This is a genomic window from Paucisalibacillus globulus DSM 18846, assembly GCF_000482485.1.
Taxonomy (GTDB): Bacteria; Bacillota; Bacilli; order Bacillales; family Amphibacillaceae; genus Ornithinibacillus; species Ornithinibacillus globulus.
In genome coordinates this window covers 644106-670977 of record NZ_AXVK01000001.1, presented here as the reverse complement: position 1 = coordinate 670977, position 26872 = coordinate 644106, and the positions used below count along the sequence as shown (strand labels likewise).

General features: G+C 35.5%; 25 protein-coding genes. All 25 read right to left on the bottom strand.

Annotation, left to right across the window (positions count from 1 at the left end):
- Positions 1–174: 174 nt before the first annotated feature.
- Complete coding sequence (locus tag K332_RS0103470; RefSeq protein WP_026906194.1) at positions 175–435, bottom strand: stage V sporulation protein S; 261 nt, start codon at positions 433–435, stop codon at positions 175–177.
- A gap of 121 nt (positions 436–556) precedes the next feature.
- A complete protein-coding gene (locus tag K332_RS0103465; protein WP_026906193.1) occupies positions 557–1354 on the bottom strand; it encodes a TIGR00282 family metallophosphoesterase in 798 nt (265 codons plus the stop codon).
- Between the two features lie 206 nt (positions 1355–1560).
- Positions 1561–3171 (bottom strand): ribonuclease Y, encoded by a 1611-nt coding sequence (rny, locus tag K332_RS0103460; protein WP_425414438.1) that lies wholly within the window; start codon positions 3169–3171, stop codon positions 1561–1563.
- Between the two features lie 218 nt (positions 3172–3389).
- Positions 3390–4430 (bottom strand): recombinase RecA, encoded by a 1041-nt coding sequence (gene recA / locus K332_RS0103455; RefSeq protein WP_026906191.1) that lies wholly within the window; start codon positions 4428–4430, stop codon positions 3390–3392.
- Positions 4431–4606: 176 nt separating this feature from the next.
- A complete protein-coding gene (locus K332_RS0103450; protein ID WP_026906190.1) occupies positions 4607–5851 on the bottom strand; it encodes a competence/damage-inducible protein A in 1245 nt (414 codons plus the stop codon).
- A complete protein-coding gene (pgsA, locus tag K332_RS0103445; RefSeq protein ID WP_026906189.1) occupies positions 5851–6429 on the bottom strand; it encodes a CDP-diacylglycerol--glycerol-3-phosphate 3-phosphatidyltransferase in 579 nt (192 codons plus the stop codon). Before pgsA ends, K332_RS0103450 begins: the two co-directional genes overlap by 1 nt.
- Positions 6430–6501: 72 nt before the next feature.
- The gene (locus K332_RS0103440; RefSeq protein WP_026906188.1) at positions 6502–7440 is read right to left on the bottom strand and encodes a helix-turn-helix domain-containing protein; all 939 of its coding nucleotides are present in this window, start codon (positions 7438–7440) and stop codon (positions 6502–6504) included.
- A 21-nt stretch (positions 7441–7461) separates the two neighbouring features.
- Entirely contained in the window at positions 7462–8250 is a 789-nt protein-coding gene (locus tag K332_RS0103435; protein WP_026906187.1) for a DUF3388 domain-containing protein, read from the bottom strand.
- A 165-nt stretch (positions 8251–8415) separates the two neighbouring features.
- Entirely contained in the window at positions 8416–8673 is a 258-nt protein-coding gene (locus K332_RS0103430) for a DUF3243 domain-containing protein (RefSeq protein WP_026906186.1), read from the bottom strand.
- 112 nt (positions 8674–8785) lie between these two features.
- A complete protein-coding gene (gene ymfI, locus K332_RS0103425) occupies positions 8786–9502 on the bottom strand; it encodes an elongation factor P 5-aminopentanone reductase (RefSeq protein ID WP_026906185.1) in 717 nt (238 codons plus the stop codon).
- 9 nt (positions 9503–9511) lie between these two features.
- Positions 9512–10795 (bottom strand): EF-P 5-aminopentanol modification-associated protein YfmH, encoded by a 1284-nt coding sequence (gene yfmH, locus K332_RS0103420; RefSeq protein WP_026906184.1) that lies wholly within the window; start codon positions 10793–10795, stop codon positions 9512–9514.
- Positions 10788–12080, bottom strand: coding sequence for an EF-P 5-aminopentanol modification-associated protein YfmF (gene yfmF, locus K332_RS0103415; protein ID WP_026906183.1), 1293 nt, complete (start codon positions 12078–12080; stop codon positions 10788–10790). The genes yfmH and yfmF overlap by 8 nt, the downstream gene beginning before the upstream one ends.
- A gap of 199 nt (positions 12081–12279) precedes the next feature.
- On the bottom strand, positions 12280–13233 hold the full coding sequence (locus tag K332_RS0103410) for an ABC transporter permease (protein ID WP_026906182.1): 954 nt from the start codon (positions 13231–13233) through the stop codon (positions 12280–12282).
- Complete coding sequence (locus tag K332_RS0103405; protein ID WP_026906181.1) at positions 13234–14283, bottom strand: ABC transporter permease; 1050 nt, start codon at positions 14281–14283, stop codon at positions 13234–13236. It abuts the gene before it with no gap.
- The gene (locus K332_RS0103400; protein WP_026906180.1) at positions 14270–15811 is read right to left on the bottom strand and encodes an ABC transporter ATP-binding protein; all 1542 of its coding nucleotides are present in this window, start codon (positions 15809–15811) and stop codon (positions 14270–14272) included. Before K332_RS0103400 ends, K332_RS0103405 begins: the two co-directional genes overlap by 14 nt.
- Positions 15812–16011: 200 nt before the next feature.
- Entirely contained in the window at positions 16012–17124 is a 1113-nt protein-coding gene (locus K332_RS0103395; RefSeq protein WP_026906179.1) for a BMP family lipoprotein, read from the bottom strand.
- Positions 17125–17224: 100 nt separating this feature from the next.
- On the bottom strand, positions 17225–17950 hold the full coding sequence (locus tag K332_RS0103390) for a GntR family transcriptional regulator (protein ID WP_026906178.1): 726 nt from the start codon (positions 17948–17950) through the stop codon (positions 17225–17227).
- Positions 17951–18252: 302 nt separating this feature from the next.
- Positions 18253–20541 (bottom strand): FtsK/SpoIIIE family DNA translocase, encoded by a 2289-nt coding sequence (locus K332_RS0103385; protein WP_026906177.1) that lies wholly within the window; start codon positions 20539–20541, stop codon positions 18253–18255.
- Positions 20542–20665: 124 nt separating this feature from the next.
- A complete protein-coding gene (locus K332_RS0103380) occupies positions 20666–20872 on the bottom strand; it encodes a YlzJ-like family protein (protein WP_026906176.1) in 207 nt (68 codons plus the stop codon).
- Entirely contained in the window at positions 20872–21612 is a 741-nt protein-coding gene (locus K332_RS0103375; protein ID WP_036687896.1) for a ClpP family protease, read from the bottom strand. The genes K332_RS0103380 and K332_RS0103375 overlap by 1 nt, the downstream gene beginning before the upstream one ends.
- A gap of 347 nt (positions 21613–21959) precedes the next feature.
- On the bottom strand, positions 21960–22835 hold the full coding sequence (gene dapA, locus K332_RS0103370) for a 4-hydroxy-tetrahydrodipicolinate synthase (protein ID WP_026906174.1): 876 nt from the start codon (positions 22833–22835) through the stop codon (positions 21960–21962).
- A 6-nt stretch (positions 22836–22841) separates the two neighbouring features.
- The gene (gene dapG, locus K332_RS0103365) at positions 22842–24095 is read right to left on the bottom strand and encodes an aspartate kinase (RefSeq protein ID WP_026906173.1); all 1254 of its coding nucleotides are present in this window, start codon (positions 24093–24095) and stop codon (positions 22842–22844) included.
- Between the two features lie 27 nt (positions 24096–24122).
- On the bottom strand, positions 24123–25172 hold the full coding sequence (asd, locus tag K332_RS0103360) for an aspartate-semialdehyde dehydrogenase (RefSeq protein WP_026906172.1): 1050 nt from the start codon (positions 25170–25172) through the stop codon (positions 24123–24125).
- A 78-nt stretch (positions 25173–25250) separates the two neighbouring features.
- Positions 25251–25841 carry a dipicolinate synthase subunit B gene (gene dpaB / locus K332_RS0103355; protein ID WP_026906171.1) on the bottom strand — a complete coding sequence of 197 codons (591 nt, stop codon included), beginning with the start codon at positions 25839–25841 and terminating at the stop codon, positions 25251–25253.
- Positions 25838–26731 (bottom strand): dipicolinic acid synthetase subunit A, encoded by an 894-nt coding sequence (gene dpaA, locus K332_RS0103350; RefSeq protein ID WP_026906170.1) that lies wholly within the window; start codon positions 26729–26731, stop codon positions 25838–25840. Before dpaA ends, dpaB begins: the two co-directional genes overlap by 4 nt.
- Positions 26732–26872: the final 141 nt, after the last annotated feature.

Genomic DNA, 26872 nt, shown 5'->3' with positions numbered 1-26872 from the left:
GAGTATTCTGCCGGAGCGGTAGCATAGCAGTTCATCCACTCCATTCATTAAATTCGAACGGCAATATACAGTATTTACCGCGCAGTTTATACAAAAATAGCAACAAACTGTACAAAAAGAGCCAAATAAAAAAGTGCTGCGCTTTTATACGCAACACTATGTAAGTTAAATCCATTACCTAGGCTCTACAATTAGTTTAATTGCTGTCCTCTCTTCATTGTCAATCATAATATCCGTAAAGGCCGGAATACAAATTAAATCTACTCCACTTGGTGCTACAAACCCTCGTGCGATTGCAACTGCTTTTACGGCCTGGTTTAAAGCTCCAGCGCCAATAGCCTGGATTTCCGCTGTGCCACGTTCACGTAATACATTCGCAAGTGCTCCCGCTACTGAATTTGGATTTGATTTTGCTGAGACTTTTAATATGTCCATTACTAGTACCTCCTTCATTTCCTATTATAGTTCTACTGATACTATATTCTTGGAGACGTTAGCTTATAACCATATTATGCATCAAAGATTTGCAAAATTCAAATTACCAATTCAACTTGGCTTAAGAGAAGAAAGGGTTATCCTCATTTATCATTATTCTTTCAATTTTGTTCGCTTTACCATCTTCATCACTAATATCAATTAATACACCATTGAGTTGATTACGGCCCGTCGTATCGGGTTCAAAACGAACTGGTAGACTAGTTAAAAATCTCTTTATAACAACATCTTTCTCGACTCCTAATATCCCATCGTATGGACCGGTCATCCCTACATCCGTAATATACGCCGTACCACTTGGTAATATCCGATTATCTGCTGTTTGAGTATGAGTGTGTGTACCAACAACAGCACTTACTCTACCATCAACATACCAGCCCATTGCTTGTTTTTCACTTGTTGCTTCCGCATGAAAATCCAGAAAAATAATGTTCGTTCTTTTCTTTGCTTGTTCAATTAATTCATCAACTTTTCTAAATGGATCATCAATAGCAGGTAAAAATGTACGCCCTTGTAAATTTAGAATGGCTATTTCTTTTCCGTTCATATTGAGATACGTAATTCCTTTTCCAGGTGTACCTTGCGGAAAGTTTGCCGGTCTTATTAAATTCTTGGCGTCATCTATAAACTCAAATATATCTTTTTTATCCCAGGTGTGGTTTCCCATAGTTATTATATGTGCTCCCCACTCCATAAATTGTTTATAAATTTTTTCTGTAATTCCTTTTCCAGAAGCGGCATTTTCCCCATTAATAATTACTACATTGGGTCTATACTTTTCTTTTAATTTAGGTAAATATTCCTGTACCATATCTCTTCCGGGTGAACCGAATACATCACCAATGAATAATATCTTCACTTTTTAATCATCCTATCGTTATCATGTAAGTAATTATTTCAAGTTTTCCATATCCTCTATCTAAAGTCAAAAGTTATCTTAGAAAAATGTCATTCGTTTAATCCTAGAATATGCTAGTTTAACAAAACTATGGAAATTATTTACGCTTTCCATACTGTACAAAAAATAAAAAGTGGAGGTATTATCCCCCACTTTTGCAGTTTTATTTATTTTGCATATTCAACTGCTCTTGTTTCACGAATAACGGTCACTTTAATATGACCTGGATAATCAAGTTCGCTTTCAATACGTTTACGTATATCACGTGCAACCCGTGCAGAATCAATATCATCTATTTCATCTGGCTTCACCATAATACGAATCTCTCTTCCGGCTTGAATTGCAAATGATTTTTCAACACCTGCAAATGATTCGGAGATTTCTTCAAGCTTTTCTAAACGCTTGATGTAGTTTTCCAATGTTTCACTTCGAGCTCCAGGGCGAGCAGCAGATAACGCATCTGCGGCGGCAACTAGAACAGAAATGACGGAAGTAGGTTCTTCATCACCATGGTGTGAAGCAATTGCATTAATGACTACATCGTGTTCTTTGTATTTCATCGCTAGCTCTTTACCGATTTCAACGTGGCTACCTTCTACTTCATGATCGATTGCTTTACCAATATCATGTAGTAATCCAGCTCTTCTAGCTAATCTTACATCTTCACCTAATTCAGCAGCAAGCAATCCTGATAAATATGCAACTTCTGTTGAGTGCTTCAATACATTTTGACCATAGCTTGTACGATATTTTAGACGACCAAGTATTTTGATAAGATCAGGATGTAGACCGTGTACACCAACTTCAAATGTTGTTTCTTCTCCAACTTCTCGTATATACTCATCAACTTCACGTCGAGCTTTATCCACCATTTCTTCGATTCTTGCTGGGTGAATTCTGCCATCTTGTACTAGTTTTTCTAGAGCAATACGAGCTGTTTCTCTACGAATTGGGTCAAAACCAGATAATATGACAGCTTCTGGTGTATCGTCAATGATTAAATCGATTCCGGTTAATGTTTCTAATGTACGAATGTTTCGACCTTCACGACCAATAATACGACCTTTCATTTCATCATTTGGAAGATTTACAACAGATACGGTAGTTTCAGCAACGTGGTCCGCAGCACAACGTTGTAAAGCAAGAGACAAAATACTTTTTGCTTTCTTATCTGCCTCTTCCTTAGAGCGATTTTCAGCTTCTTTAATCATAATCGCTGATTCATGTGCTAATTCCTTTTCAAGGCGTTCTAAAATGATACTTCTTGCCTGATCAGTAGTATAACCAGAAATGCGTTCAAGCTCAGTTTGCTGCTCTTGTAGCATTGATTCCACTTTGCTTTCCATTTCTTCAATTTGTTGTTGTTTTTCTGTAAGCGATTGTTCACGTTTTTCTAGCATGATATCTCGCTTATCTAATGTTTCACTTTTTCTATCCAGATTTTCTTCTCTTTGCATCAGGCGATTTTCTTGCTTTTGTACTTCAGAACGACGTTCACGTAATTCTTGCTCTGTCTGCTGGCGAAGCTTATGATTTTCATCCTTCGCCTCAAGAAGCGCCTCTTTTTTAGCGGCATCTGCATTTCGACGTGCCTCTTCAACTATTTGCTTTGCTAAATTTTCAGCACTAGAAATTTTAGCTTCCGCAATAGATTTACGAATCAGATAACCAACAAACAAACCGACTATAAGGGTTACGATAAGCAAAATGGAGATGAATAAATAAGAAATTTCCACGTTTTCACCTCCTCTTGCTATAAAATTGTTTGATTCGTTCATTCATTTAAATTGTCGGTGTGTACCATACTCAATGAATAATTTATACTGCGTATAATAAAATTATAAAATTATACAAGTTAATTTTATCTTTACGTAAAAATAATGTCAAGGAATCGACAAAAAAATAATATTAGTTTTCTGAAATTATTATAACAGAAAGGGTGTACCCCCTATTACAACTGTAATAAAGCTGTAATTTGGATACACCCCTTAAATTATTATACATCAAGTGTTTCTTGTGTTGCTTCTTCATCATTACGAACTTCAACGGCTTCATCTAATTGATAATGATCACGTACTGCTTGATGAATTTCACCCATAATGTCTTTATTTTCTTTCAAGAACTGTTTGGCATTCTCTCTTCCTTGCCCTAGTCTTTCGCCTTGATACGCATACCATGCACCGCTCTTTTGGACGATATCAAGATCAGAACCAATATCTAGTATTTCACCTTCAATAGAAATACCTTCTCCATACATAATGTCAACTTCTGCAGTTTTAAATGGAGGAGCAACTTTATTTTTAACAACTTTAATTTTGGCTCTGTTTCCGACCATTTCATTTCCTTGTTTTAAGGTTTCAGCACGACGAACCTCAAGTCGTACAGATGAATAGAATTTAAGTGCACGTCCACCAGGAGTCGTTTCTGGATTTCCAAACATTACACCAATTTTTTCACGAACTTGGTTAATAAAAATAGCAGTAGTTTTTGATTTATTAATTGCACCAGAAAGTTTTCTAAGTGCTTGTGACATAAGTCTAGCTTGTAGACCCATGTGTGAATCTCCCATTTCACCTTCAATTTCCGCTTTTGGAACTAATGCAGCAACAGAGTCAACTACCACGATATCAACCGCTCCACTACGTACTAAGGCTTCTGCGATTTCCAAGGCTTGTTCACCTGTATCCGGTTGGGATAATAGAAGTTCATCAATATTAACACCTAATGCTCTAGCATAAGTGGGATCCAGCGCATGCTCTGCATCGATAAATGCTGCTTGCCCACCTTGTGCCTGAGCTTCTGCGATCGCGTGAAGAGCAACAGTCGTCTTACCTGAGGATTCAGGACCATAAATTTCAATAATTCTACCTTTTGGATAACCACCAATACCTAATGCAATATCCAATGATAAGGAACCACTAGATGTCGTTGCTAATTTTTGTCCCGCTTGTTCGCCTAATTTCATAATAGAACCTTTACCAAATTGTTTCTCTATTTGTTTCAAAGCCATATCTAATGCTTGTTTTCTATCACTCAACGAAACTACCTCCTTAAATTAACTATATCTATCATACATTGTTTTTTCCTTTTTGCCAAGCAAAAAACGAATAAACGTTCTCATGTTTTTCAAGGTGTTTTCAAAATAAAATTCGATTATAAGGAAGAATATATTCCCATAATCGAATTTCACGCAAATTTAATCCTTATATTTACTTATTTTAATAGATTTAGTAAAATTTCGTAACCCTTTAATACTGCTCGATGACGAATACCATCCCTAGTTCCGCTAAATTCAAACTTTTGAACAATATGTTTAGTATTTTTAATATAAACAGAGATATAAACAGTTCCTACAGGTTTCCCTTCTAACGGCTCGGGTCCAGCAAGCCCTGTAAAACTAATTCCTATAGAAGCATTTAACAATGTCGCAACATTCTTTGACATTTCCAGTGCACACTCACTACTAATTGTACCTTTTGACTGTAACATTTCATCAGAAATTTTTAATACATCTCGTTTTACAGAAGTGTCATAGCAAACTATTGACCCCCTGGTCACTTCGGAAGCGCCTGGAACGGATATTAGTTTTTCAATAAACTTTCCGCCAGTAAGACTCTCAGCAGATGCAATCATAAGCTGCTTGTCTTTCAGCTTTGAAATGATTACCTGTTCTAGCGTTTCCTCGTTTGTACCATAATAATAGTTACCAACAATTGCTAAAATAGTATCTCTAGCTTGATTTAGTAATTGAAAAGCACTCTCTTCTGATTTTGCTTTAGCAGTTAATCGGATGACAACACCATTGTTTTGAGCTAACGGTGCAATGGTCGGATTTTGTTGTTTATTAATAATTTCTTTTAATTCGTGTTCTAATTGTGATTCGCCAATCCCAATAAAGCGAAGAACATATGATTTAATTACCTCATCTTGTTTAAACGTTTTATTTAAATATGGTAAAACACCATCCAGCATCATGGACTTCATCTCACGTGGCACTCCCGGCAAGAACACCCAAGTAGTGTCATTATAGTGAATAATCATTCCAGGTGCCATACCAACAGTATTATTAATTACTGTCGCACCTTCAAACACTCTCGCTTGTTTTCGATTATTAGGCGTCATAATTGAATTTATTTTATTAAAATAAGCTTCTATATAATCCATCGAAGGCTTATGTTCAATCATTTTGAGTCCACTAATAAACTGAAAAGCTTCTCGAGTTAAATCATCATCTGTTGGGCCTAATCCTCCGGTAACTATTACAACATCGGATCTTTCCCCTGCGATTTCAAACATATCCTTTACACGTGTTAAATTATCCCCTACTACTCCGTGATAAAAGACATTGATACCGTTAATAGCAAGTTGTTCTGATATCCACTGTGCATTGGTATTAGCGATTTGGCCAAGAAGAAGCTCGGTTCCAACAGCAATTATTTCCGCATTCATTTGTTTCATTATTTGGAATTCCTCATAACATGCCAGTTTTTCGCAAAATAATCATAGCCAGAAAGTACGGTAAAGAATAAAGCAAGATAAAGCATAATCATACCAAAAGGAAAATTAATATAAGAAAATGGGAAGTTATGTAATAATAAACTTGCAATGGCAATCATTTGGGTGGCTGTTTTTAGTTTACCCATTTTACCAGCAGCAAGAACAATTCCCTCACCAGCGGCTACTAAACGTAATCCAGTAACTGCAAATTCTCTACTGATAATAATAATCACAACCCATGCAGGTGCAACACCCATTTCAACCAATATGATTAATGCAGAAGAAACTAATAATTTATCTGCTAATGGGTCTAAAAATTTCCCTAAATTTGTTACAAGATTATACTTACGGGCATAATGACCATCAACCCAATCTGTTGCAGCTGCAAAAATAAAAATCAATGCTGCTATGAAATGAGAAACTGGTAACACACCATCCCCAATATCCCATTCTCCCCAATTGAATGGAATGCTCATCATTATAATAAAGATTGGAATTAATAAGATCCTCGAAACAGTAATTTTATTTGGTATATTCATTCTATTTGACTCCTCCTAATTAAAAGGTAGAAAACCCTTCTACAGCATTATAGCTTTTAGAAGGGCTTTAGCCTACTCATTTGTTTCTACAACATTCAAATACATTCGTTGATGGTCCGCTCCCCTTTGATTCGGATCAACAGGATATTCCAACTCAACCCCATTAATTGTAATGGTTAAGCTAGGTGCATGCCCAACATTTAAATAAATGCGTTTTTCTTCTTTTAAATCAATAGATAATGGTTCATCAGGACTAACCATTCCACTGAAAAAGCTTTCTCCATCAGCATTTTGTACATCAAGCCATACTTGTTGACCAGTTGCAACAAATTCAATATTCAATGCTTCACCTACATTAGAAAGCTCTAATTCCGATGTTGGCTTCGTGCCAGTTCCTTGTTCCAAAACTGTAATACCAAGTTCTGGCTCCTCTTCTGTCGATTCCTCTTCCGTTTCATTTCCAGTTTCATCTTCTGTGGATTCATTTTCGGATGTATCCTCTGTTTCTGAATTTGATTCAGTATCATCTGTGTCTGCATTATTATCAGCGTTATCATTGCGATAGAACTCTTTATCTTCCGTTTGATCAGCAGGAGACGCAGGATCTTCCGCCTCATTTGACTTAATAATAAACCACCATGCTAAAAAAAGTATGCCAATTATTAAAATAGCAACAATTACGGTTGGGATAAATGAAAAAACTGCAGTACTTTTCGTAGGCATATTATCTTTTCTAGATCGATGAATCCTTGTATACTGAGTCGTTGTGTCTTCTTCAGGTGAAGGTATGTCCTCTTTAAAATCCTCCATTAACTGATTTGGATCCAATCCGACAGCAATCGCATACTCTTTTATAAAAGCTTTTGCATAAAATTTCCCAGGAAGAACTGAGAAATTCTCCTCTTCTATCGCTACAAGATATCTTTTCTGTATTTTTGTCGTATCTTGTAAGGCATCAAGAGAGATGTCTTGTTCTACTCTAGCTTCTTTAAGTCTTGCACCTATTCCCATACATTAACACCATCCAATTTATTAATCGAACATTGCGAATCCATTACTCCCGCTAAATTGTGAACTTTCAACTACATCATATGTAATTTCCTCATTCTCATCACTACGTAGTTCTATAATATAGTCAAAGTCGTCAATATTATACTCTGTAGATTGGACAAATATATCCGGATGTTCCACAACTTTAATTGCAGGTAGTTGCATAATTTCTCTGATTAACTGCCAGTGCCGTTCGTTAGCTCTTTGTTTAGAAACTATTCCATCGATAATAAAGATATTATCTGAACTATATTCACCTTCGATTAATTGGCTTCTTACCGTTTGTTTAATTAACGTACTGGAAACAAACAGCCATCTTTTATTCGCACAAACACTAGCTGCAACAATGGATTCAGTTTTACCAACCCTTGGCATACCTCTTATTCCAATTAATTTATGTCCTTCTTGTTTATACAATTCAGCCATAAAGTCCACTAATATTCCAAGCTCATCACGTACAAAACGAACAGTCTTTCGATCATCTGCATCTCTATGTATATATTTCCCATGTCTAACCGCAAGACGATCACGTAATTTTGATTTTCGAATTTTTGTTACGATGATAGTTTCCATCGTTTGTAAAATCAATTTTAAACGAGTAATTTGTTCTGTATTATCTGCAAGTAATAACATGCCTCTTCGGCCATTTTCGACACCGTTAATTGTAACAATATTTATGGAAAGCATACCTAGCAAAGAAGATATCTCTCCCAATAATCCAGGGCGATTAATTTGAATTTCATATTCTAAATACCACTCTGTTTTTGCCACTTAAAGCTCCCCTTTGCCAATTTAACCAAATTGTTCCTTATCTACATAATATATGATTTTCTCTATTGTTTAAAGACATTTCATGAAAATTAATCTAAATGATTTTGTTTAGAACATAAAAGAAGCTACGATTCAGGCGTAGCTTCTTTTATGAATATGTCCAGCTTAACTGTTCCCTTGATTTTGTACTAGTTTCACCATCGAATTAGCAATAGCTTGCTGTTCTTCCTTGGAAGCGGCATTCCAAAGCTCACGAAGAACTGCCTCTTCGTTATTTTTAGCATCGACACTTTTCGCAAGATAATCTCCCACCTCATATGCAACTTGAGAGATGGTTTGTTGTGACATTCCTTGTGATTGTGCTTGCTCTAATCTATTAGCCAAAAATTGCTTCCATGAATCAAAATTATCAAGAACAGACATTTTCATTCCTCCTTCTTATGATACATGCATAGTATTTGAATTTATTTTTTGTTTATGCATTTTTCAATTGAAGGAATTCTAATATTTCTATAATGGTACCTTAGCTATAAAATTAATCCCAACCACCGGTAATTCTAAGTATTTCACCATGGATGTAGGCTGCTTTATCACTCAGTAAAAAACTAACTGCATCGGCAACGTCTTGAGGTCTTCCAGCGCGGTTTAGTGGAATGTCATCAACTAAATATTCCTTTTCCTCCACTGTTAGTGGGTTCATCTTTGTTTCAATAAATCCAGGACTTACAGCGTTAACTACTATCCCACTCGGCCCGACCTCCTTTGAGAGTGACTTTACAAAGCTATTTTGAGCACCTTTAACAGCAGAATATAATACTTCATTGCTTGCACCTACTTCACCCCAAATAGACGAAATTAAGATTATTTTACCAGACTTTCTCTTAATCATTTCAGGGAGTATTTCTTTGACGATTGAAAAAGGTGCTTTTACATGAATAGACAACATCTCATCCATAATAGGTTCTGGGGTATCCTGGAATAACCCGTAATAAGCAATACCACTAGAAAATACAATGGAATCAATTGGATAGAAAATTCCCTTTAATAAGCTTTTGATACCTTCATCTGTAGCTAAATTAGCTTTAATAGTGTCTAATATTGCACCAGTAGGAATTTTATTTTGAAGGGTTTCAATCGCTTTTTCATTTTGATTATAATGTAAAATCAAAGAATATCCTTCTTTCCCTAATTGGGTAGCAATCTTACTTCCGATGTCCCCACTTGCACCAATAATTAAAACATTTTTCCCCATACTTTCTCCTTACTCAGATAAAATTTTACAAACACCTAGCCGACTCTCATCTACCCATTCTTTGAGGAATTTATTAGCTTCCTCCACAGTTAAGCTTTGAATCGTCGGAATTAATTCAAAGTAATCCGCTGTAACGGTGTTATAATGGATAAATTTACTTGCAATGTTTTCAAGCGAATTCATAGAACGTAGTAATTGGCCAATTTTCTTTCGTTTCATCCGTTCAAAATCTTCTTTCGTTATTACATGTGAATTGGTCGAAAGTAGCAATTCTTTAATTTTTTCTGCAAATTGGTTAGGGTCATCAGTGTTTCCACCAATTATTGAATAACCAAAATTCTTATCCAAGTTGGTCTCAAAGTAAAAACTTGAGTCAATCATATTCTCTTGATAAAGCTGTTCATAGAACTGGCCGCTTTTTGAAAAATAAAACGTGATAATCATATCTTGAAGTAAGTCTCTTTTTACAAATGCATCACCTGCTAACTCGTTAAAAGATTCTTTAATCCCCACTGTACACTTTGCAACGGAAACCGGCATCTTTAGTTTAAATTCCTTTTCAGCAACCTCATTAGGCTCCGAGGGATAATTACGTTTAATTTCCTCTAACTTTGCAAATTCTTTCCTATCTTGATTTTCTTTAATAAGAGATATCATTCTAGTTGGGTCAAAATTCCCAGCAATAAAAAATGTCATATTTTCCGGATGATAAAAAGTGTTATAACAAGTATACAAGTCATCCTTTGTTATTTCACTAATCGATTCGACTGTTCCAGCAATGTCAATATTTACCGGAGTTTCTTTAAACAAACTCTTCAATGTTCCCATAAACGATTGCCAATCCGGCTGGTCATCATACATTTTAATTTCTTGACCGATAATCCCTTTTTCCTTTTCAACAGATTGCTCCGAAAAATAAGGATCCTGAACAAAATCAAGTAATGTCTTTACATTCTCTTCTATATTCGAAGTAGCAGAAAATAAATAAGCAGTTTTTGTAAATGAAGTATATGCATTAGCCGATGCACCTTGCTTACCGAAATCAGCAAAGACATCACGGTCTTTTTTTTCAAATAACTTGTGTTCTAGAAAATGGGCAATTCCGTCCGGCACTGTAATTTCCTCTGTTTCGCCAATTGGGACAAATGTCCGATCAATAGAACCGTAATTTGTAGAGAAAATGGCATATGTCTTTGACATCTGTGGTCTAGGAAGTAAAAATACATCTAATCCATTGTTAAGCTTTTCATGAAATAATGTCTCTTCAATGTGACGATATTCTTTTTTATTCATTTGCCGCCCCTCCTTCATTAGTTAATAGATAAACTGTATCTTCTTCAATACTTTTACCAACTTCAACTACCTCTTCAAGTGTTACATTTTTAACATTTTTGATTAATTCATCAGGGGAAAGTTGCGTATCAGCAATAACTTGTTGATACAGCATTTCAATGATTCCTTGTGGATGATCAAGCGTTTCAAGTAAGGAGTTAACAATTAAATCCTTTGTTTCCTTTAGTTCATCTTCTGTTATATTCCCATTCTTCATTGCAATCATCTGCTCTTCCATGATATCACGGGCTTTTTGGTAATCTTTTGGGGCAATTCCACTAAATACGAGTAAAAGACCTTTATGACTTTCTAACCTGGAAGATGCATAATATGCAAGACTATTTTTTTCCCGAACATTTATAAATAGTTTTGAGCTAGGGAAACCACCTAAAATACCATTAAAAACTTGTAATGCGGCATAGTTTAAATCTTGATACTGAATATTTGTTCGATAACCAATATGAAGTTTTGCTTGTTGGACGCTTTGTTTTTCAACAACTTCTTTAACATCTTTTTTAGAAAACTTATTATCTCTAAAAGCGTTATTATCATTTTCCTGATAATCATCTCTTTTAAAATAAGAAGAAATAATTGGTTCCATTTCAGTTACGTCTATATCGCCCAAAACATAAACATCAATTTGATCCTTCTCTAACATCTTCTGATAATATTGATACAATTCTTTGGTTGTTAACTTTTCTAAATCTTCTTCATAACCACTAACATGTGTTTGATAGGCCTCTCCTTCACACATCTCATCTATAAGCCTCATATTTGCATATTTCATCTTGTCATCGACAATAGATTTAATCTTCTGTCTTAATGTTTCTTTTTCCCTGTTAAATATCAGTTCACGAAAACGGTCTCCTTCAACATTTGGATGGAAAATGACTTCATACATTAAATCAATAGCTTTTTTTATAATATTTGATTCATTTGGTATAAACTTTTCATTAGCTACTTCTAATCTAAAACTTAGAATGTGGCTATCTCCTTTTTTTCCACCATCAATTGAAAGTACTGCACCATATAAATTATCCAGAGCAATTTGAAGGTCCTTTCGACTCGGATACTTATTAGGTCCCTGTTGTAGTACGTAAGGCAATAATGCTCTCTTGGTAATCGTTTCACGACTTAAAGGTGTACGGAACTTAACCACTAAATGAACTGTCTTGAATTTATCATTCGGTACAAAATGAATATTAAGTCCCTGATAATTCTTTATCTCTTCCTTAATTGTTTCCATACGTTTTCCTCCATTTTTATGTATTCCTACATAACTTTTAGTTTGTACGATATTTCATAATCCATCACGTATTATTCATAACCATAGTTTACCATTTATATGTGAAGTAACACAAAAAACTGACTTGAAATTTACATTCAAGTCAGTCTTCTCAACAAATCTAGTATCATCAAATTTATATGTTTTCGCTTATTTTTCGTTATCTACTACCTTTAATATAAGGTACTCCATTTGCTTTTGGAGCATCTGCTCGCCCAATAAATCCAGCTAGTGCAAGAATGGTCAGTAAATAAGGTGCAATAAGCAAGATCACATTTGGAATATCCTGTAATATAGGAATCCCTGAGCTTACAATACTTAGACTTTGAGCAAATCCAAAGAATAATGCGGCACCCATCGCACCAAGTGGGTGCCATTTACCAAAGATAACAGCTGCAAGAGCCATAAATCCTTGTCCAACAATAGTTGATTGGGAGAAATTAGATACTACAGTAAGAGCAAATATAGATCCACCTAGGCCACCTAATGCACCAGATAAAATAACTGCAATATAGCGCATTTTTGATACATTAATTCCATTTGTATCTGCCGCCATTGGGTGTTCCCCTACTGCTCTTAAGCGTAATCCAAAAGCTGTTTTATATAATACGTACCACGCTACAAATGCAAGTATAATTGCAATATATGAAGTGATATATACACCTTCAAAGAAAATTGGACCAATTACTGGTATCTTAGACATGACAGGAATATTTGTAGAAAAGAACGGTTCAGAAACCATGTCTGTTTGTCCTTTATCATACCAAACCTTGGTCAAATATACCCCTACTCCTAAAGCAAGCATATTGATAGCCACTCCACTAACGGTTTGATCAGCACGGAACGAAATAGATGCTACAGCGTGAATCAAGGAAAAAAGTGCCCCTACAACAGTCGCAACAATTATGGAAATCCACGGTGTAACGTTACCAAACACGTCTGCAAAAGTTAGGTTAAATACAATACCAACAAAAGCCCCAATAACCATTAGTCCTTCTAGACCAATATTAATAACCCCAGAGCGTTCACTAAATACCCCGCCCAGTGCTGTTAATATGAGGGGAGCTGAGAAGAAAAGTACAGTAGGAACCATGGATTGAAGTATTTCAATCATTTATTTCCCCTCCTTTTTCATGCGAAGTAAAGCCCATCTGATAATATAACTTGATGCTACAAAGAAGATAATAATTGCAATGATGATATCAACTAATTCAGTTGGTACACCAGCACCTGTTGGCATTTCACCAGCACCTTCTTTTAATACCCCAAATAGAATTGCGGCAATGACCACGCCAAATGGATTATTTGCTCCTAATAAAGCTACAGCAATTCCATCGAAACCTAAATTGGTAAACCCTGACATAACGGATATACTACCATAAGTTCCTAACCCTTCCATGGCACCAGCTAGTCCAGCAAAACCACCAGCAATTACCATAGATAAGATAATACTCTTACTTACGCTCATACCAGCATATTTAGAAGCGTGTCTATTAAAACCAACCGCTTTTAATTCATATCCTAATGTCGTACGTTGAATAATAAACCACATAATTATTGCAGCAAATAAAGCTATTAAAATACCATAATGCATACGAGAATAAAAAGTTATACTTTGTAACCATTCAGAACCAAGTGAAGCACTTCCTGCTATTTTATCTGTCGTAGTTTTATGATCAGTTAATACTGAACGAATAATTTCATTCGTAACAAACATAGCAATATAGTTCATCATGATCGTAACGATTACTTCATGCACACCTAATTTCGCTTTTAATATACCAGGGATAAATCCCCATAACCCACCGGCGATTGCACCAGCAAGTACAGCCAGTGGTAAATGAATAATCATTGGTGCGTCAATTACAAGACCTACCCAAACAGCTGCTAACCAACCTACGATAACTTGTCCTTCCGCTCCAATATTAAATAACCCAGTACGAAAAGCAAATGCTATTGCTAAACCAGTTAAAATTAGTGGAGTAATACGACGAACAGTCTCTCCAATTGTAAATGAATCTCCAAATGCCCCTCTCCACAAAGCAGCATATGCTTCCATTGGATTGTGACCTGATACAGCCATAATAATTGCACCAACTATTAATCCGAGAATAACCGAAATAACTGGAACTACTAGTGAAAAGATCCGATTATTTGATGTCACTTGAATCACCTACCTCATCTAGCTTACTTCCAGCCATTAATAAACCTAACTCTTGTTCATTCGTTTCTTCAGGCTTTACTGTTGCGATAATTTTACCGTCAAACATTACTACTATACGGTCACTGACATTAATAATTTCATCTAATTCAAAGGACACGAGTAAAATTGCTTTCCCTTTATCACGTTCTTCAATTAATTTCTGATGAATAAATTCAATGGCACCAACATCAAGCCCACGTGTTGGCTGTGCTGCAATCAATAAATCTGGTGAACGATCAATCTCTCGGCCAATAATTGCCTTTTGCTGATTTCCCCCAGATAAGGCACGAGCAGGTGTAAATTCACTTGGAGTACGAACATCATACTCTTCAATCAATTCTTTTGCCTTTTTATAAATTTCTTTATAGTTTAATATCGAAGCCTTAGAGAATGGTTTCTGATAGTACGTCTGTAGTACCATATTAGACCCAATCGGATAATCGAGTACAAGACCATACTTATGTCTATCTTGTGGAATATGACCTAAACCAGTTTTGGTAACTTTTCTAGGGCTTAAGTTCGTAATATTATTATTGTTTAATGTAATCTTTCCTTGATGTGATTTGCGTAGCCCGGTAATAGCTTCAATTAATTCTGTCTGGCCGTTACCATCAACACCGGCAACACCAACAATTTCTCCAGCCCTTACTTCCAAGTTAAGTCCCTTAACTGTATCAACTTTTCTTGTATCTCTAACAAACAAATCTTCAACTCTAAAGACTACATCCTTAGGTTGTGCTACTTTTTTAGTAGTTTTAAAGTTTACATCTCTACCTACCATTAAGGAAGCTAATTCATCTGGATTAGTTTCTTTAACCTCAACTGTTCCTATTCCTTTCCCTTTGCGGATAACCGTACAGCGATCACAAACTTGCATAATTTCTTTTAACTTATGAGTAATTAAGATAATAGATTTACCTTCTCTTACTAGAGTACGCATAATTTCAATAAGTTCCGTAATCTCTTGCGGGGTTAACACAGCAGTAGGCTCATCGAAAATTAGTACCTCTGCGCCACGATATAAAGTTTTTAAAATTTCAACTCTTTGCTGCATACCAACTGAAATATCACTTATTTTAGCAGTAGGATCAACCTTTAAACCATAAAGATCAGATATATCCTGAATTTCCTTTTCTGCTTTTTTAATATCAATATTTCCAAATTTACCTTTTGGTTCACTACCTAAAATAATATTCTGTGTCACAGTGAATGGCTCTACAAGCATAAAATGCTGGTGCACCATCCCAATACCTAATTCATTAGCAACATTAGGATTGGATATATTTACATCTTCTCCTCTAACACGAATTTTACCAGCTTCTGGCTGATATAATCCGAATAATACGTTCATCAAAGTGGATTTACCTGCACCATTTTCTCCAAGAAGTGCATGGATTTCTCCCTTTTTCAGTTGGACAGTAATATTATCGTTTGCAACAATACCCGGAAACTCTTTACGGATATTTAACATTTCAATCACATATTCCATTTATGTCACCCCTCTTGTTCCGTATTTCACGAATTATATGAAAATATAATCTCATAATAAAATTACCAAATGAAAAAGATGTCCATACATCTTCTTCAGTTGAAAATTTTATTTTTTTATACAAAGTTGTCCTATAAGGACTGAACCCCCTAAATAACAAAGAGGGAACAAGTCCTTTAAAGACAACGTTATCATTCCTATTAAAGAGCAGCTTCAAATTCCTTTAATTCATCACGAGTAGAAGGAACTTCTATTTCTCCATTAAGTATTTTTTCTTGCCATTCATTAACCGTGTTAATTATTTCTTCTGTCATCGCTTCTTTATTCGTAGTAGCAAATCCAATACCATTATCTTCAATACCGAATTCTAATTGCTCTCCAGCAGGGAATTCACCATTTAATGCCATTGTAGATACATCTTGTACTGCAACGTCAACACGTTTAATCATAGAAGTTAATGTAACATTATGATCGCCGATCTGACCTTCTTCATGTTGGTCACGATCTACACCGATTACCCAAATTTCACGTTCTGGATCATTTTGTTTAATGTCTTTCGCTTGGTTGAATACACCGTTACCTGTACCACCTGCTGCATGATAAATAATGTCAATACCACTGTCATACATTGTAGCAGCAATTGTCTTACCTTTTGTTGCATCACCAAAGTGTTCTGCATATTTTACATCTATTTCAATATCAGGATTGATAGATTTTGCACCGGCGATAAATCCAGCTTCAAATTTATTAATAAGAGGTGAATCCATACCACCAACAAAACCTAACTTGTTTGTTTTTGTTTTAAGAGCTGCAGCAACACCAACTAAGAATGAACCTTCATGCTCTTTAAACGTAATACTTGCAGCATTAGGTGCTTCCACAACATCATCAACAATAGCAAAATTAGTGTCAGAATATTGATCAGCAATAGTTTGTAAGTCTTCTTTCAGTTCAAAACCAATACCAAAAATAAGGCTGTATTCGTCACGTACCAAACGAGTTAAGTTAGGAACGTATTCTGATTTATCATTAGATTGGGCATAATCAAACCCGTTACCTTTTGATAAACCATTTGCTTCTCCAAATGCTTTAATTCCTTCCCAAGCAGATTGGTTAAAGGATTTATCATCTACCCCACCAATGTCAGTTACCATTGCTACTGAGAAATCTGAAGCTTCCTCTGAAGTTGCATTATCACCAGCATTATCTTCTTTACCATTATCTTTTGAATCTTTGTCATCGCCGCCGCCACAAGCAGCAAGTACTAATCCTAAACCAAGGATTAAAACAAGTAAAAAGCTTAACTTCTTCATGAAAATACCCCCGTAAATTTTTTATAAGTATTTATTGATTGGTTACTATGTCCTTAGCCCTATAATTTTTCCGAACATCACCCCCTATAAGTAAAGAACCTTATACTCGCTTACGTAATACATGAAAACTAAATACATCCGAACGAAAATAATTTAAAGAATATAAGACGGGTTTATCATCGTCTGTGTAATGCATTTGTTTAAGCAATAAAAGTGACTGATCAAAATCACAATTTAATATATTGAAAATCTTTTCATTATAGCTTACTGGCTCTATATAAGTTATTGCATAACTTATTCGCTTCTGAGCATGTTCTTCCATTAGCTTGAATAGTGAATCCTGTTTATTTGCTATTTCAATGGGTATCAACCCTTCTGGTACCTTATCAATACAAAATACAACCGGTTTTCCATCAGCGGTTCGAATTCTTTCTATTTTTACTAACTGGGTTAAATCAAAAGGCTTAAACTTATTCCTTTCTTCTTCAGTTGGATCTATTAATTCAGTTGAATAATATTGAGATCCTGCTTCCTTCCCAGCCTGTTCTATCATAAATGTAACACTATTAAGTTGCTCAATTCCTGAGGAGACAATAGGCTTTTGATTTACAAATGTACCAACACCATGTTTCCTTGTCACAACATTATCTTCTTCTAATATCCTTAAAGCCTCACGTAATGTGGCCCTAGAAACACCAAGTGTCTTTGATAATTCAAATTCAGACGGTAATTTACCATGAGGTTTAAATATACCGCTTTCAATATCTTGTTTTATTTTATCAATAACTTGTAAATATAAATGTCTCGAATCTGATTTTATGGACATATGGTCCCCCCTAGTATTTGTTCATAAACCGATGAGTTACCTGAAAATCCGACAAATACTGACAGTCATACCTTGAATAATATATCATTATTTTATGAACAAATAAATAGTTTTCACCAAATTTACTAAGATTATTTCAATTATTACACACTAAATTCAAAAAAACCTTGAAATATTACCCTGAAGCGATTTCAACGTGTGAAGAAGTCTAAAGAGTCAATTAATTTTATACAAAAAGGAGCTAAATGATAACCGTTAATCATACGTTTTCACTTAGCTCCTAATTTGTACAAATAGACGTATTATGAAGTTTTTTCTTCAGTTCGAGAAACTAGTACTGTCCTTGGCTTACTTCCCTCATAAGGACCAACAATTCCTCGAGCTTCCATGGCGTCTATCAAACGTGCTGCTCTTGTATAACCAATGCGGAATCTTCTTTGTAACATAGAAACACTAGCACTTTGCATTTCTGTGATTAATTGTACCGCATCATCATAAAGTTCATCATCGACTTCTTCTACAACGTCATTAGTATCTTCAGGAATCATTTCTTCTTGATAACTTGCCTTTTGTTGTTCAATACAATGATCAACAACCCTCTCTACTTCTTCATCTGATAAAAATGCTCCTTGAACCCGTAGTGGCTTAGAAGAACCAACAGGTAAGAATAACATATCCCCTCGACCAAGTAGCTTCTCTGCTCCCCCAGAGTCAAGAATTGTGCGTGAATCAGTTGAAGAAGATACACTAAATGCTATGCGTGATGGAATATTTGCTTTAATAACACCGGTAATAACATCAACTGACGGTCTTTGTGTTGCAATAATTAAGTGAATACCTGCTGCCCTTGCCATCTGAGCAAGCCTAGTAATGGAGTCCTCCACATCACTTGAAGCAACCATCATTAAATCGGCCAACTCATCAACAATTACAACAATATAAGGAAGATTTGGCTGTCCATCATGTTCATCCACTGTACGATTATATTTCCTGATATATTCATTATAACCCTCTATATTTCTTGTACCAGTATCAGAAAATAACTCATACCGTCTCTCCATCTCCGAAACAACTTTCTTCAGGGCTCGTGATGCTTTTTTAGGATCTGTCACAACCGGAGCTAATAAATGTGGGATGCCATTATAAACATTTAATTCTACTTTTTTAGGGTCAATCATCATCATCTTCACTTCATGTGGTTTTGCACGCATTAAGATGGTGGTTATAATACCATTCACACAAACACTTTTACCACTACCTGTTGCCCCTGCAATTAATAGATGTGGCATTTTATTTAACTCTGCCTGAACTGAATCCCCTGAAATATCTTTCCCAAGACCAACTAATAGTTTAGAAGATTGATTACTTCCTGAACTATCTAGTACTTCCCGAAGTGATACCATGGCAATTTCTTGGTTAGGCACTTCAATTCCAACTGCCGACTTACCCGGAATTGGTGCTTCAATACGTATATCCTTCGCTGCTAACGCGAGAGCTAGGTCATCATGTAAACTAACAATCTTACTAACTTTCACACCTGCTTCAGGATAAACCTCATATTTTGTCACTGCTGGACCTACATTTACTTTCGTTACTCTAGCTTTCACTCCAAAGCTGTGAAATGTTCTTTCTAGCTTTCTTACTACTGACTGTATCTGCGCTTTATCATGATATTGGGAGTTATGTGCAGGTTCTGTAAGTAAACTTGGTGAAGGTAAGGTGTATTCTGGATTTTCTACTTCAGCCATTGGCATTACCTCTACATCATCGTCAGGATCCTCATTGGCAATTTCCTTTTTACCTTCAGGTTGCTCGGAAATTATAGGCTGTATAGCACTTTGTTCATCAAAAGCATAAGTAACATCAGGGAATTCATTTGCTTTTGAGTCAATAATCGGATCCATTAGTACTGGATTCTCTTCTAACTCATTATCTACCTTCTTATCTTTTTTCTTACTTTGTCCCGACTTTGGCTTTATTTTTTCTTTTAAATTATTCATTCTATTTTTACTTTGTTTTCCGATTTTTGTAAGTGTTTCTCCAATCGAAAATTCAGTTAGAAAGATAAGTCCAATTAATATGGAAAATATAGCAACAATCTGCGCTCCAACAGATGAAAATAAATAGTAACAAAAAGCAAATAGAAATGCTCCTATCATTCCGCCACCTGTTTGTCCTGAAGACGCACTTCCAGCAACAAAATCAAAAAAAGTATCCCAAGTTGCTCGTATAATTGATGTGTCACTAGATGCTTCTAGTAAACTCTCATAAGTTTGAATGTGGGTATACAGTAATGTTCCTAGAATTATAATATAGAAACCTATCATCTTCTTATGTAAAAAATTTGGATAACTTCTCTTAATAACTAAGTAAATACCAATTACGAGTAAAAATAGTGACGCAGTAAAATACCAAATTCCTAAGAAAAATCGAAAAATATGCTCTAAACCACCAGGAATTGCCCCATCACTTATTGCACTAGCTCCACTACCAAAGATTGCTAGAAAAACAAATAATAGACCAAGTAGTTCAAATTGCACTTGTTTTTTTAATGAATTTTTTTTCTTTTTTCTTCTTCTCTTCTTTGCCATACACTCACCTCTTACCATTCACTGCTGATCCTGAAATTTAAACCCCTGCCAGTTTGGGCAAGGGTATTATCATCTAGTTGATTATTAATAGTATATCATAATCAAGCAAATATAACTTGTTTTTTTATGGTATGATAGAGCCTGGTGTATACATATCATTTAAGTAGTCTTGAGGATCTGTTGATAATAATTGTACAAGTTGATATTCTCCATTATTGTTTTTTTCAACAAAAACCGTTTTTCCTTCGTACGTAATACACTTTCGATTTGTATAAACATTATCAGCCGTTGGAAAAATATCTGTTTCAGATAATGGTGTGTACAATATCATTACTGAATAACCTCCTGCTCCCCGCTTCCTTTTGCTTGATCAATAAATTCATTAATTTTTGCCATTGCTTCTTTAACTCCACCAACCTCATCAATTAATCCATAATCTACAGCATCTGTTCCTAAAACATTCGTTCCAATATCACGAGTTAAATTTCCCTTTGCAAACATTAAATCCTTAAATTTTTCTTCCTTAATATTAGAATGGTTTACGACAAAATTAATAACTCTTTCCTGCATTTTATCTAAGTATTCAAAAGTCTGAGGAACTCCAATTACTAACCCTGTTAGACGAACAGGATGAATCGTCATTGTAGCAGTTGGAACGATAAAGGAATAATCAGTAGATACCGCAATAGGAACACCAATAGAGTGTCCACCACCAAGTACGATAGATACAGTTGGTTTAGATAGAGATGCAATCATTTCCGATAAGGCAAGACCAGCTTCAACATCGCCTCCAACAGTATTTAATAATAAAATTACTCCTTCAATTTTAGGGTTTTGTTCAATTGCGATTAGTTGCGGTAATAAGTGTTCGTATTTAGTTGTTTTATTTTGTGGAGGTAATTGAATATGTCCTTCGACTTGTCCGATAATTGATAATACATGAATATTTGAATCAGGTGCTTGTGGGATATTTGTTTGCCCAAGTGCTTGAATCTTCTGTACTAGAGAAGATGAACCTGATTGCTCTTCTTGTTCTCCTTGATCCTCTTTTTTTTCAGCGTCTTTATTCATTATGAAAAGCACTCCTTTCGAAAAAAATCACTATAAATATAGTATGAACGAGAAACTGTAAATACATTCCTTTTAAATTGATTCCTCCAATTGCTAATCATAATTATTTATACTAGGATAATTTCCTTTTTATAAGGCTAACCAAATTATTATTATTTTCACTGTATGGAATCCAATTTCCGTTTCGCGAAATCATGTGTCCCATTACATTCTTAAATTAAACAACCCACATGAGCTAGTACCTCAACCAATTAAAAAAACAACTTTAAAAATAAAAAATGACTACCAAATTACTTGATAGTCATTCATTTTTATAAGGTTAAGTTGTATAAAATTAACTTTTGGTTTTAATGATATAAACTTTCTAATAGCAATTTTACTTTATTTTCCTCTTCTTCTGTTAGTGAAACTAGTGGAAGGCGTACTCCACCCGATTTAATTCCTTTTTGAACTAATGCAGCCTTTACAGGTGTTGGTGATGGTGCCTCAAATAATCCATTCATAACTGAAACTAGCTTACGATGAATGGAGGCTGCTAGTTTTAAGTCACCTCTACTAAGCGCTTGAACCATTTCTTGCATTTCATTACCAATGACATGAGATGCTACCGAAACGATACCTTCTCCACCTATAGCCATCATCGGCAATGTAAGACTGTCATCACCACTATATACGGAAAAATCATTGCTAGTATTTTCAATAATGATTGCTGCTTGATCTAAATCTCCACTTGCCTCTTTTACGGAGACAATGTTTTTTATCTTGCTTAACTCAATTATTGTTTCGGCAGACATTTTTACTACCGAACGACCCGGTATATTATATAACATAGTCGGAAGTGTGGTCTCATTAGCAATTGCTTTAAAATGTTCATACAATCCACGTTGGTTTGGTTTATTATAATAGGGTGCGACAAGCATTATTGCATCTACTCCGCAAGCTTCTGCTTCCTTCGTTAAATCGATTGAACTTCTTGTGTTATTTCCACCAGTACCAGCTATAACTGGCACACGTTTATCGACAATTTTTACTACATGTGAAAAGAGTGCTATTTTTTCTTTCGTAGTGAGTGTTGGTGATTCACCTGTAGTACCAGCAACTACTAATCCATCTGTTCCATTGTCTAGTAGATAGTTAACTAATTTTGTAGTTTCATCAAAGTTGATTTCCCCATTATCATCAAATGGCGTAATCATAGCAGTTAAGATTTTACCAAAGTTCATTTAAACTCACCTTTCTGTTAGAAAATCATGTAAAATTGTCGATTGCTTAGATAAATGGAATTCCTCGTGCAATGCATTTACAGCCTTATAAACATCTGTATTCGGAATCAACACCCAAATCGTCGTATGGCTGTCTGCAGATTGTAGTATTTGAACTCCTTGGCCTGTCAATGCCTGAACAATCCTCGAGGCTATTCCAGGAACACCTGTCATTCCAGCACCAACTACAGACACCTTCGTACAGTCTTCCAGTACAGACGGTTTGAAGCCTTTCTCTTTTAAAATGGTGGTTGCCCTCTTCGTTTGCGTATCAGGTACCGTATACACGACACCTGTAGGATAAATATTAATAAAATCTATAGATATTCCAGCATCTGCCATTGCTTTAAATACTTCGGATTGCATTCGGTACGCTTCTTTTTCCTTGGTTTGAACTTTTATTTGTGAAATATTTGCTAAATGAGCAATTCCTGTTACTAAGCGGTCGGACACATCTATACCTAGATTCTTACTTATAGCTGTAGTTACCAAAGTACCTCCACTTTTCTCATAGGTTGACCGGACAAGAATTGGAATTTTTGCATGCATCGCTATTTCTACAGCTCTTGGATGTATCACTTTAGCACCTTGATAAGCTAAATTACAGATTTCGCGATAGGATACAACGTCTAGTGCTCGTGCATTTTTTACCACTCTAGGATCCGCTGTCATAATACCATTAACATCCGTGAATATTTCTATTTTACTTGCTTTCAGCGCTGCACCTAATGCAGCTGCTGATGTATCACTACCACCGCGACCTAGAGTTGTGAGCTCGCCAAGTGCATTCTTGCCCTGAAAACCTGCCACAACTACTACATCGTATTTATGAAATTCATTCTGTATACGAATTGGATTAACTTCTTTTATTTTTGCTTGCGTATAATCTGCATTTGTCATAATTCCAGCTTGTGCCCCTGTTAAAGCAACAGATTTTATCGATTTTTTCTTTAGTTCATTTGATAATACAACAGAGGAAATAATCTCTCCACAAGCCATAAGCATATCTAATTCTCGACTTGTAATAGAATGCTCTGGGAAACCAACTAAATCTAAAAGCGAATCGGTAGCATAGGCACTTGGCCTCCTACCTAATGCAGATACAACTACTACAAGCTTAAACCCATTCATTACTGCTTTTTCTATATGTTTTATTACATGTTCCCTAGTATCTTTATTTTGTACAGAAGTTCCACCAAATTTTTGAACTAATATCTGCACACGTTGACACCTCTACCTAACTTTAGATTATTTTAATAACAGCCCCTTTTCTAAAACACGCTCAGCTATCTGAACTGTATTCCATGCGGCACCTTTAAGCAAGTTATCAGAAACCACCCACATATGGAACCCATTATCCTGATCCAAGTCTTTTCTTACACGACCAACAAATACATCTGTTTTACCTGCCGCACTGAGTGGGGTTGGATACTCTTGCTCACTAGGATCATCTTGTACTGTTATACCGTCTGCATGACGTAATACCTTCCATAAATCTTGGGTGGTTAAACCTTCTTGCCCTACTTCAATATATACACTTTCTGCATGGGAAGTGAAAAATGGTAGTCGAACACAAGTAGCTGCAACTGGAAGCTTAGGGGCATGCATAATTTTTCTTGTTTCGTTAATCATCTTCATTTCCTCAAGAGTATACCCATTTTCTTGAAACAGATCAATTTGTGGTAAAGCATTAAAAGCGATTGGAAAATGTTTTTTATCCGCTTTTACTGGTAAAAGTTCTGGATTTATCACTTCGTTACTTAAAAACTTCTCTGCCTGTAATTTTAATTCTTCAACAGCCTGGTTTCCTGCACCAGAAACAGCCTGATATGTTGAAACAATAACTCTTTCTAATCCAAAAGCTTTTTGTATAGGTTTAAGTGCAGCTACCATCTGAATCGTTGAGCAATTTGGATTTGCAATAATGCCTTGATGATTTATTAGGTCCTCTTCATTAACTTCTGGAACAACAAGTGGTACATTTTCATCCATACGGTAGGCACTTGTATTATCCACTACAACAGCACCTCGTTTAACCGCTTCAGGAGCAAATTGTTTTGAAACTGCTCCACCAGCAGAAAATAAAGCAATATCTATATCTATGAAACTATCATTCGTTGCTTCTTCAACAATTAATTCTTTACCTTTAAAATTAACCTTTGTTCCGGCAGAACGCTTTGAGGATAGAAGCTTTAGATGTTGGATTGGAAATTGCTTTTCCTCTAATATTTTTACAATCTTTTGACCGACTGCTCCTGTTGCACCAACTATTGCTACATTATAAGACTTTTGTGTCATGATCATAACTCCTTCCTCAGACGGGTAATTTAATTTTTCTAAATCATATTAATTCTTAAGTTATTATTTTATCACATATTATTCTGAGAATGGAACTAAAACTGGTTGAAATTGTTTACCCTCTATTGCGGAATTAACTGTTTCTGGTAACAATTCCATTTTTGCTACTAGTGAATTTGGTTTTTTAAAAGGATCATCTTGACCATAAGGTACAAAATAGATATATTTGCTAGCCATTAAGCGCATTAAGTTAACACCATTCAACCCTAAAGCATCATTCGTAGATATACCTAAAACAACCGGACTGCCGTTTCTCATGGTTGCTTTCGCGGCCATTAATGGTGGGGAGTCCGTTTGTGCATTTGCAAACTTACTCATAGAATTACCTGTTATTGGAGCAATTACCATACAGTCTAGTGGATTTTTGGGTCCAAGTGGTTCAGCACCTGGCATCGTAGAAATTACTTCTTTACCGGTAATTTCTTCAATACGTTTGATATGATCCTTAGCCTTTCCAAACTTTGTATCGATATTTGCAACTGTATATGTTACAACTGGGACAACCTCTGCACCTAGTTCCATTAATCGTTTCATTGGTCCAAATACCGCTTCATAGGTGCAATGGGATCCAGTAACACCGAAACCAATTCTTTTTCCTTTTAAATCTATATCCATCCCAATGACTCCTTTTCCTTTGTAATAATTTGTGTGATAACATCTGCCAGAATTTTTCCAGCTGTTTTAGGAGCAACAATACTCGGTAAGCTACGAGCTAATATAGCTTCAATTCCTCTTTGTTTTGCATAGTCAAAATCAGTACCACCCGGTTTAGATGCTAGGTCAATAATAACTGCATTTGATGGTAGACTTTGTATGGATTCCTTTGTAATAACCATTGCTGGAATAGTATTTATTAATAAATCACATTCACTCGTATGCTCTGGTAATTTATTTAACTCTATAGGTGTTAATCCCATTTCTGTGATTCTTGCAAGATCAGCTGATTTTCTTGTTGCAACGGAAACCTTTGCCCCTAAAGCAGCGAATTTATTAGCAACTGTACTCCCAACTCTACCAAACCCTGTAACGATTACTCTTGATGAGTGAATAGTGTAGTCCGTATTTTCGATTGCCATCATAATGGTTCCTTCAGCCGTTGGGATTGAATTGTAAATCGCTACGTCATCCCGGTCCAGAAGTTGGATTAACGTTGTATTTGTTTTCGTTGTTAAATCGGATAAATGATCATTTGCAATTCCTGTAAACACTACAGCTTTATCTTTTAATCTACGGAACCACTCTTCAGTAATACAAATCTCTTCTATTGAAAAGACAGTTTCAACTCTGCCTTCCTCATCAGTACCTGTAATTGGTAATATAACAATGTCTAATTCCTCGACATCGAGTTCCTCAAATTCAGTTTGATTCAAACCGGTGAAGCCTTGTTCCAATTTATCATAGCCGACCAAATTTAATTCAATATTGCCAGTAGCTTGTAGTTGCCTAATTAATTCTAAATATCTCGCATCTCCACCTATTACAGCTATTAATAACTTCATTACTTAGAACACCCTCCAACATCTGAATAAAAATATCCATGACAACTTATTTGCTTAAAAAGAAAGCATTTTTCTTTATAGCTTATGTTCATATAGGCGGTTAGTGAATATTAGTTCTAAAAAAGAAAACAAAAAGGCTAG

Excerpts from the sequence above, each read along its gene's own strand:
- asd (WP_026906172.1), bottom strand. The coding sequence starts at position 25,172 with ATGACACAAAAGTCTTATAATGTAGCAATAGTTGGTGCAACAGGAGCA.
- K332_RS0103450 (WP_026906190.1), bottom strand. The coding sequence starts at position 5,851 with ATGAAACAAATGAATGCGGAAATAATTGCTGTTGGAACCGAGCTTCTT.
- K332_RS0103440 (WP_026906188.1), bottom strand. The coding sequence starts at position 7,440 with ATGGGAATAGGTGCAAGACTTAAAGAAGCTAGAGTAGAACAAGACATC.
- K332_RS0103385 (WP_026906177.1), bottom strand. The coding sequence starts at position 20,541 with ATGGCAAAGAAGAGAAGAAGAAAAAAGAAAAAAAATTCATTAAAAAAA.
- K332_RS0103390 (WP_026906178.1), bottom strand. The coding sequence starts at position 17,950 with ATGTCCATAAAATCAGATTCGAGACATTTATATTTACAAGTTATTGAT.
- dpaA (WP_026906170.1), bottom strand. The coding sequence starts at position 26,731 with ATGAAGTTATTAATAGCTGTAATAGGTGGAGATGCGAGATATTTAGAA.
- yfmF (WP_026906183.1), bottom strand. The coding sequence starts at position 12,080 with ATGGAAACAATTAAGGAAGAGATAAAGAATTATCAGGGACTTAATATT.
- K332_RS0103410 (WP_026906182.1), bottom strand. The coding sequence starts at position 13,233 with ATGATTGAAATACTTCAATCCATGGTTCCTACTGTACTTTTCTTCTCA.
- yfmH (WP_026906184.1), bottom strand. The coding sequence starts at position 10,795 with ATGAATAAAAAAGAATATCGTCACATTGAAGAGACATTATTTCATGAA.
- dapA (WP_026906174.1), bottom strand. The coding sequence starts at position 22,835 with ATGAACTTTGGTAAAATCTTAACTGCTATGATTACGCCATTTGATGAT.
- ymfI (WP_026906185.1), bottom strand. The coding sequence starts at position 9,502 with ATGGGGAAAAATGTTTTAATTATTGGTGCAAGTGGGGACATCGGAAGT.
- K332_RS0103395 (WP_026906179.1), bottom strand. The coding sequence starts at position 17,124 with ATGAAGAAGTTAAGCTTTTTACTTGTTTTAATCCTTGGTTTAGGATTA.
- K332_RS0103380 (WP_026906176.1), bottom strand. The coding sequence starts at position 20,872 with ATGATATTGTACACACCATTATCTGAAACAGATATTTTTCCAACGGCT.
- K332_RS0103470 (WP_026906194.1), bottom strand. The coding sequence starts at position 435 with ATGGACATATTAAAAGTCTCAGCAAAATCAAATCCAAATTCAGTAGCG.
- K332_RS0103430 (WP_026906186.1), bottom strand. The coding sequence starts at position 8,673 with ATGTCTGTTCTTGATAATTTTGATTCATGGAAGCAATTTTTGGCTAAT.
- K332_RS0103375 (WP_036687896.1), bottom strand. The coding sequence starts at position 21,612 with ATGAATAAAGACGCTGAAAAAAAAGAGGATCAAGGAGAACAAGAAGAG.
- pgsA (WP_026906189.1), bottom strand. The coding sequence starts at position 6,429 with ATGAATATACCAAATAAAATTACTGTTTCGAGGATCTTATTAATTCCA.
- K332_RS0103400 (WP_026906180.1), bottom strand. The coding sequence starts at position 15,811 with ATGGAATATGTGATTGAAATGTTAAATATCCGTAAAGAGTTTCCGGGT.
- rny (WP_425414438.1), bottom strand. The coding sequence starts at position 3,171 with ATGAACGAATCAAACAATTTTATAGCAAGAGGAGGTGAAAACGTGGAA.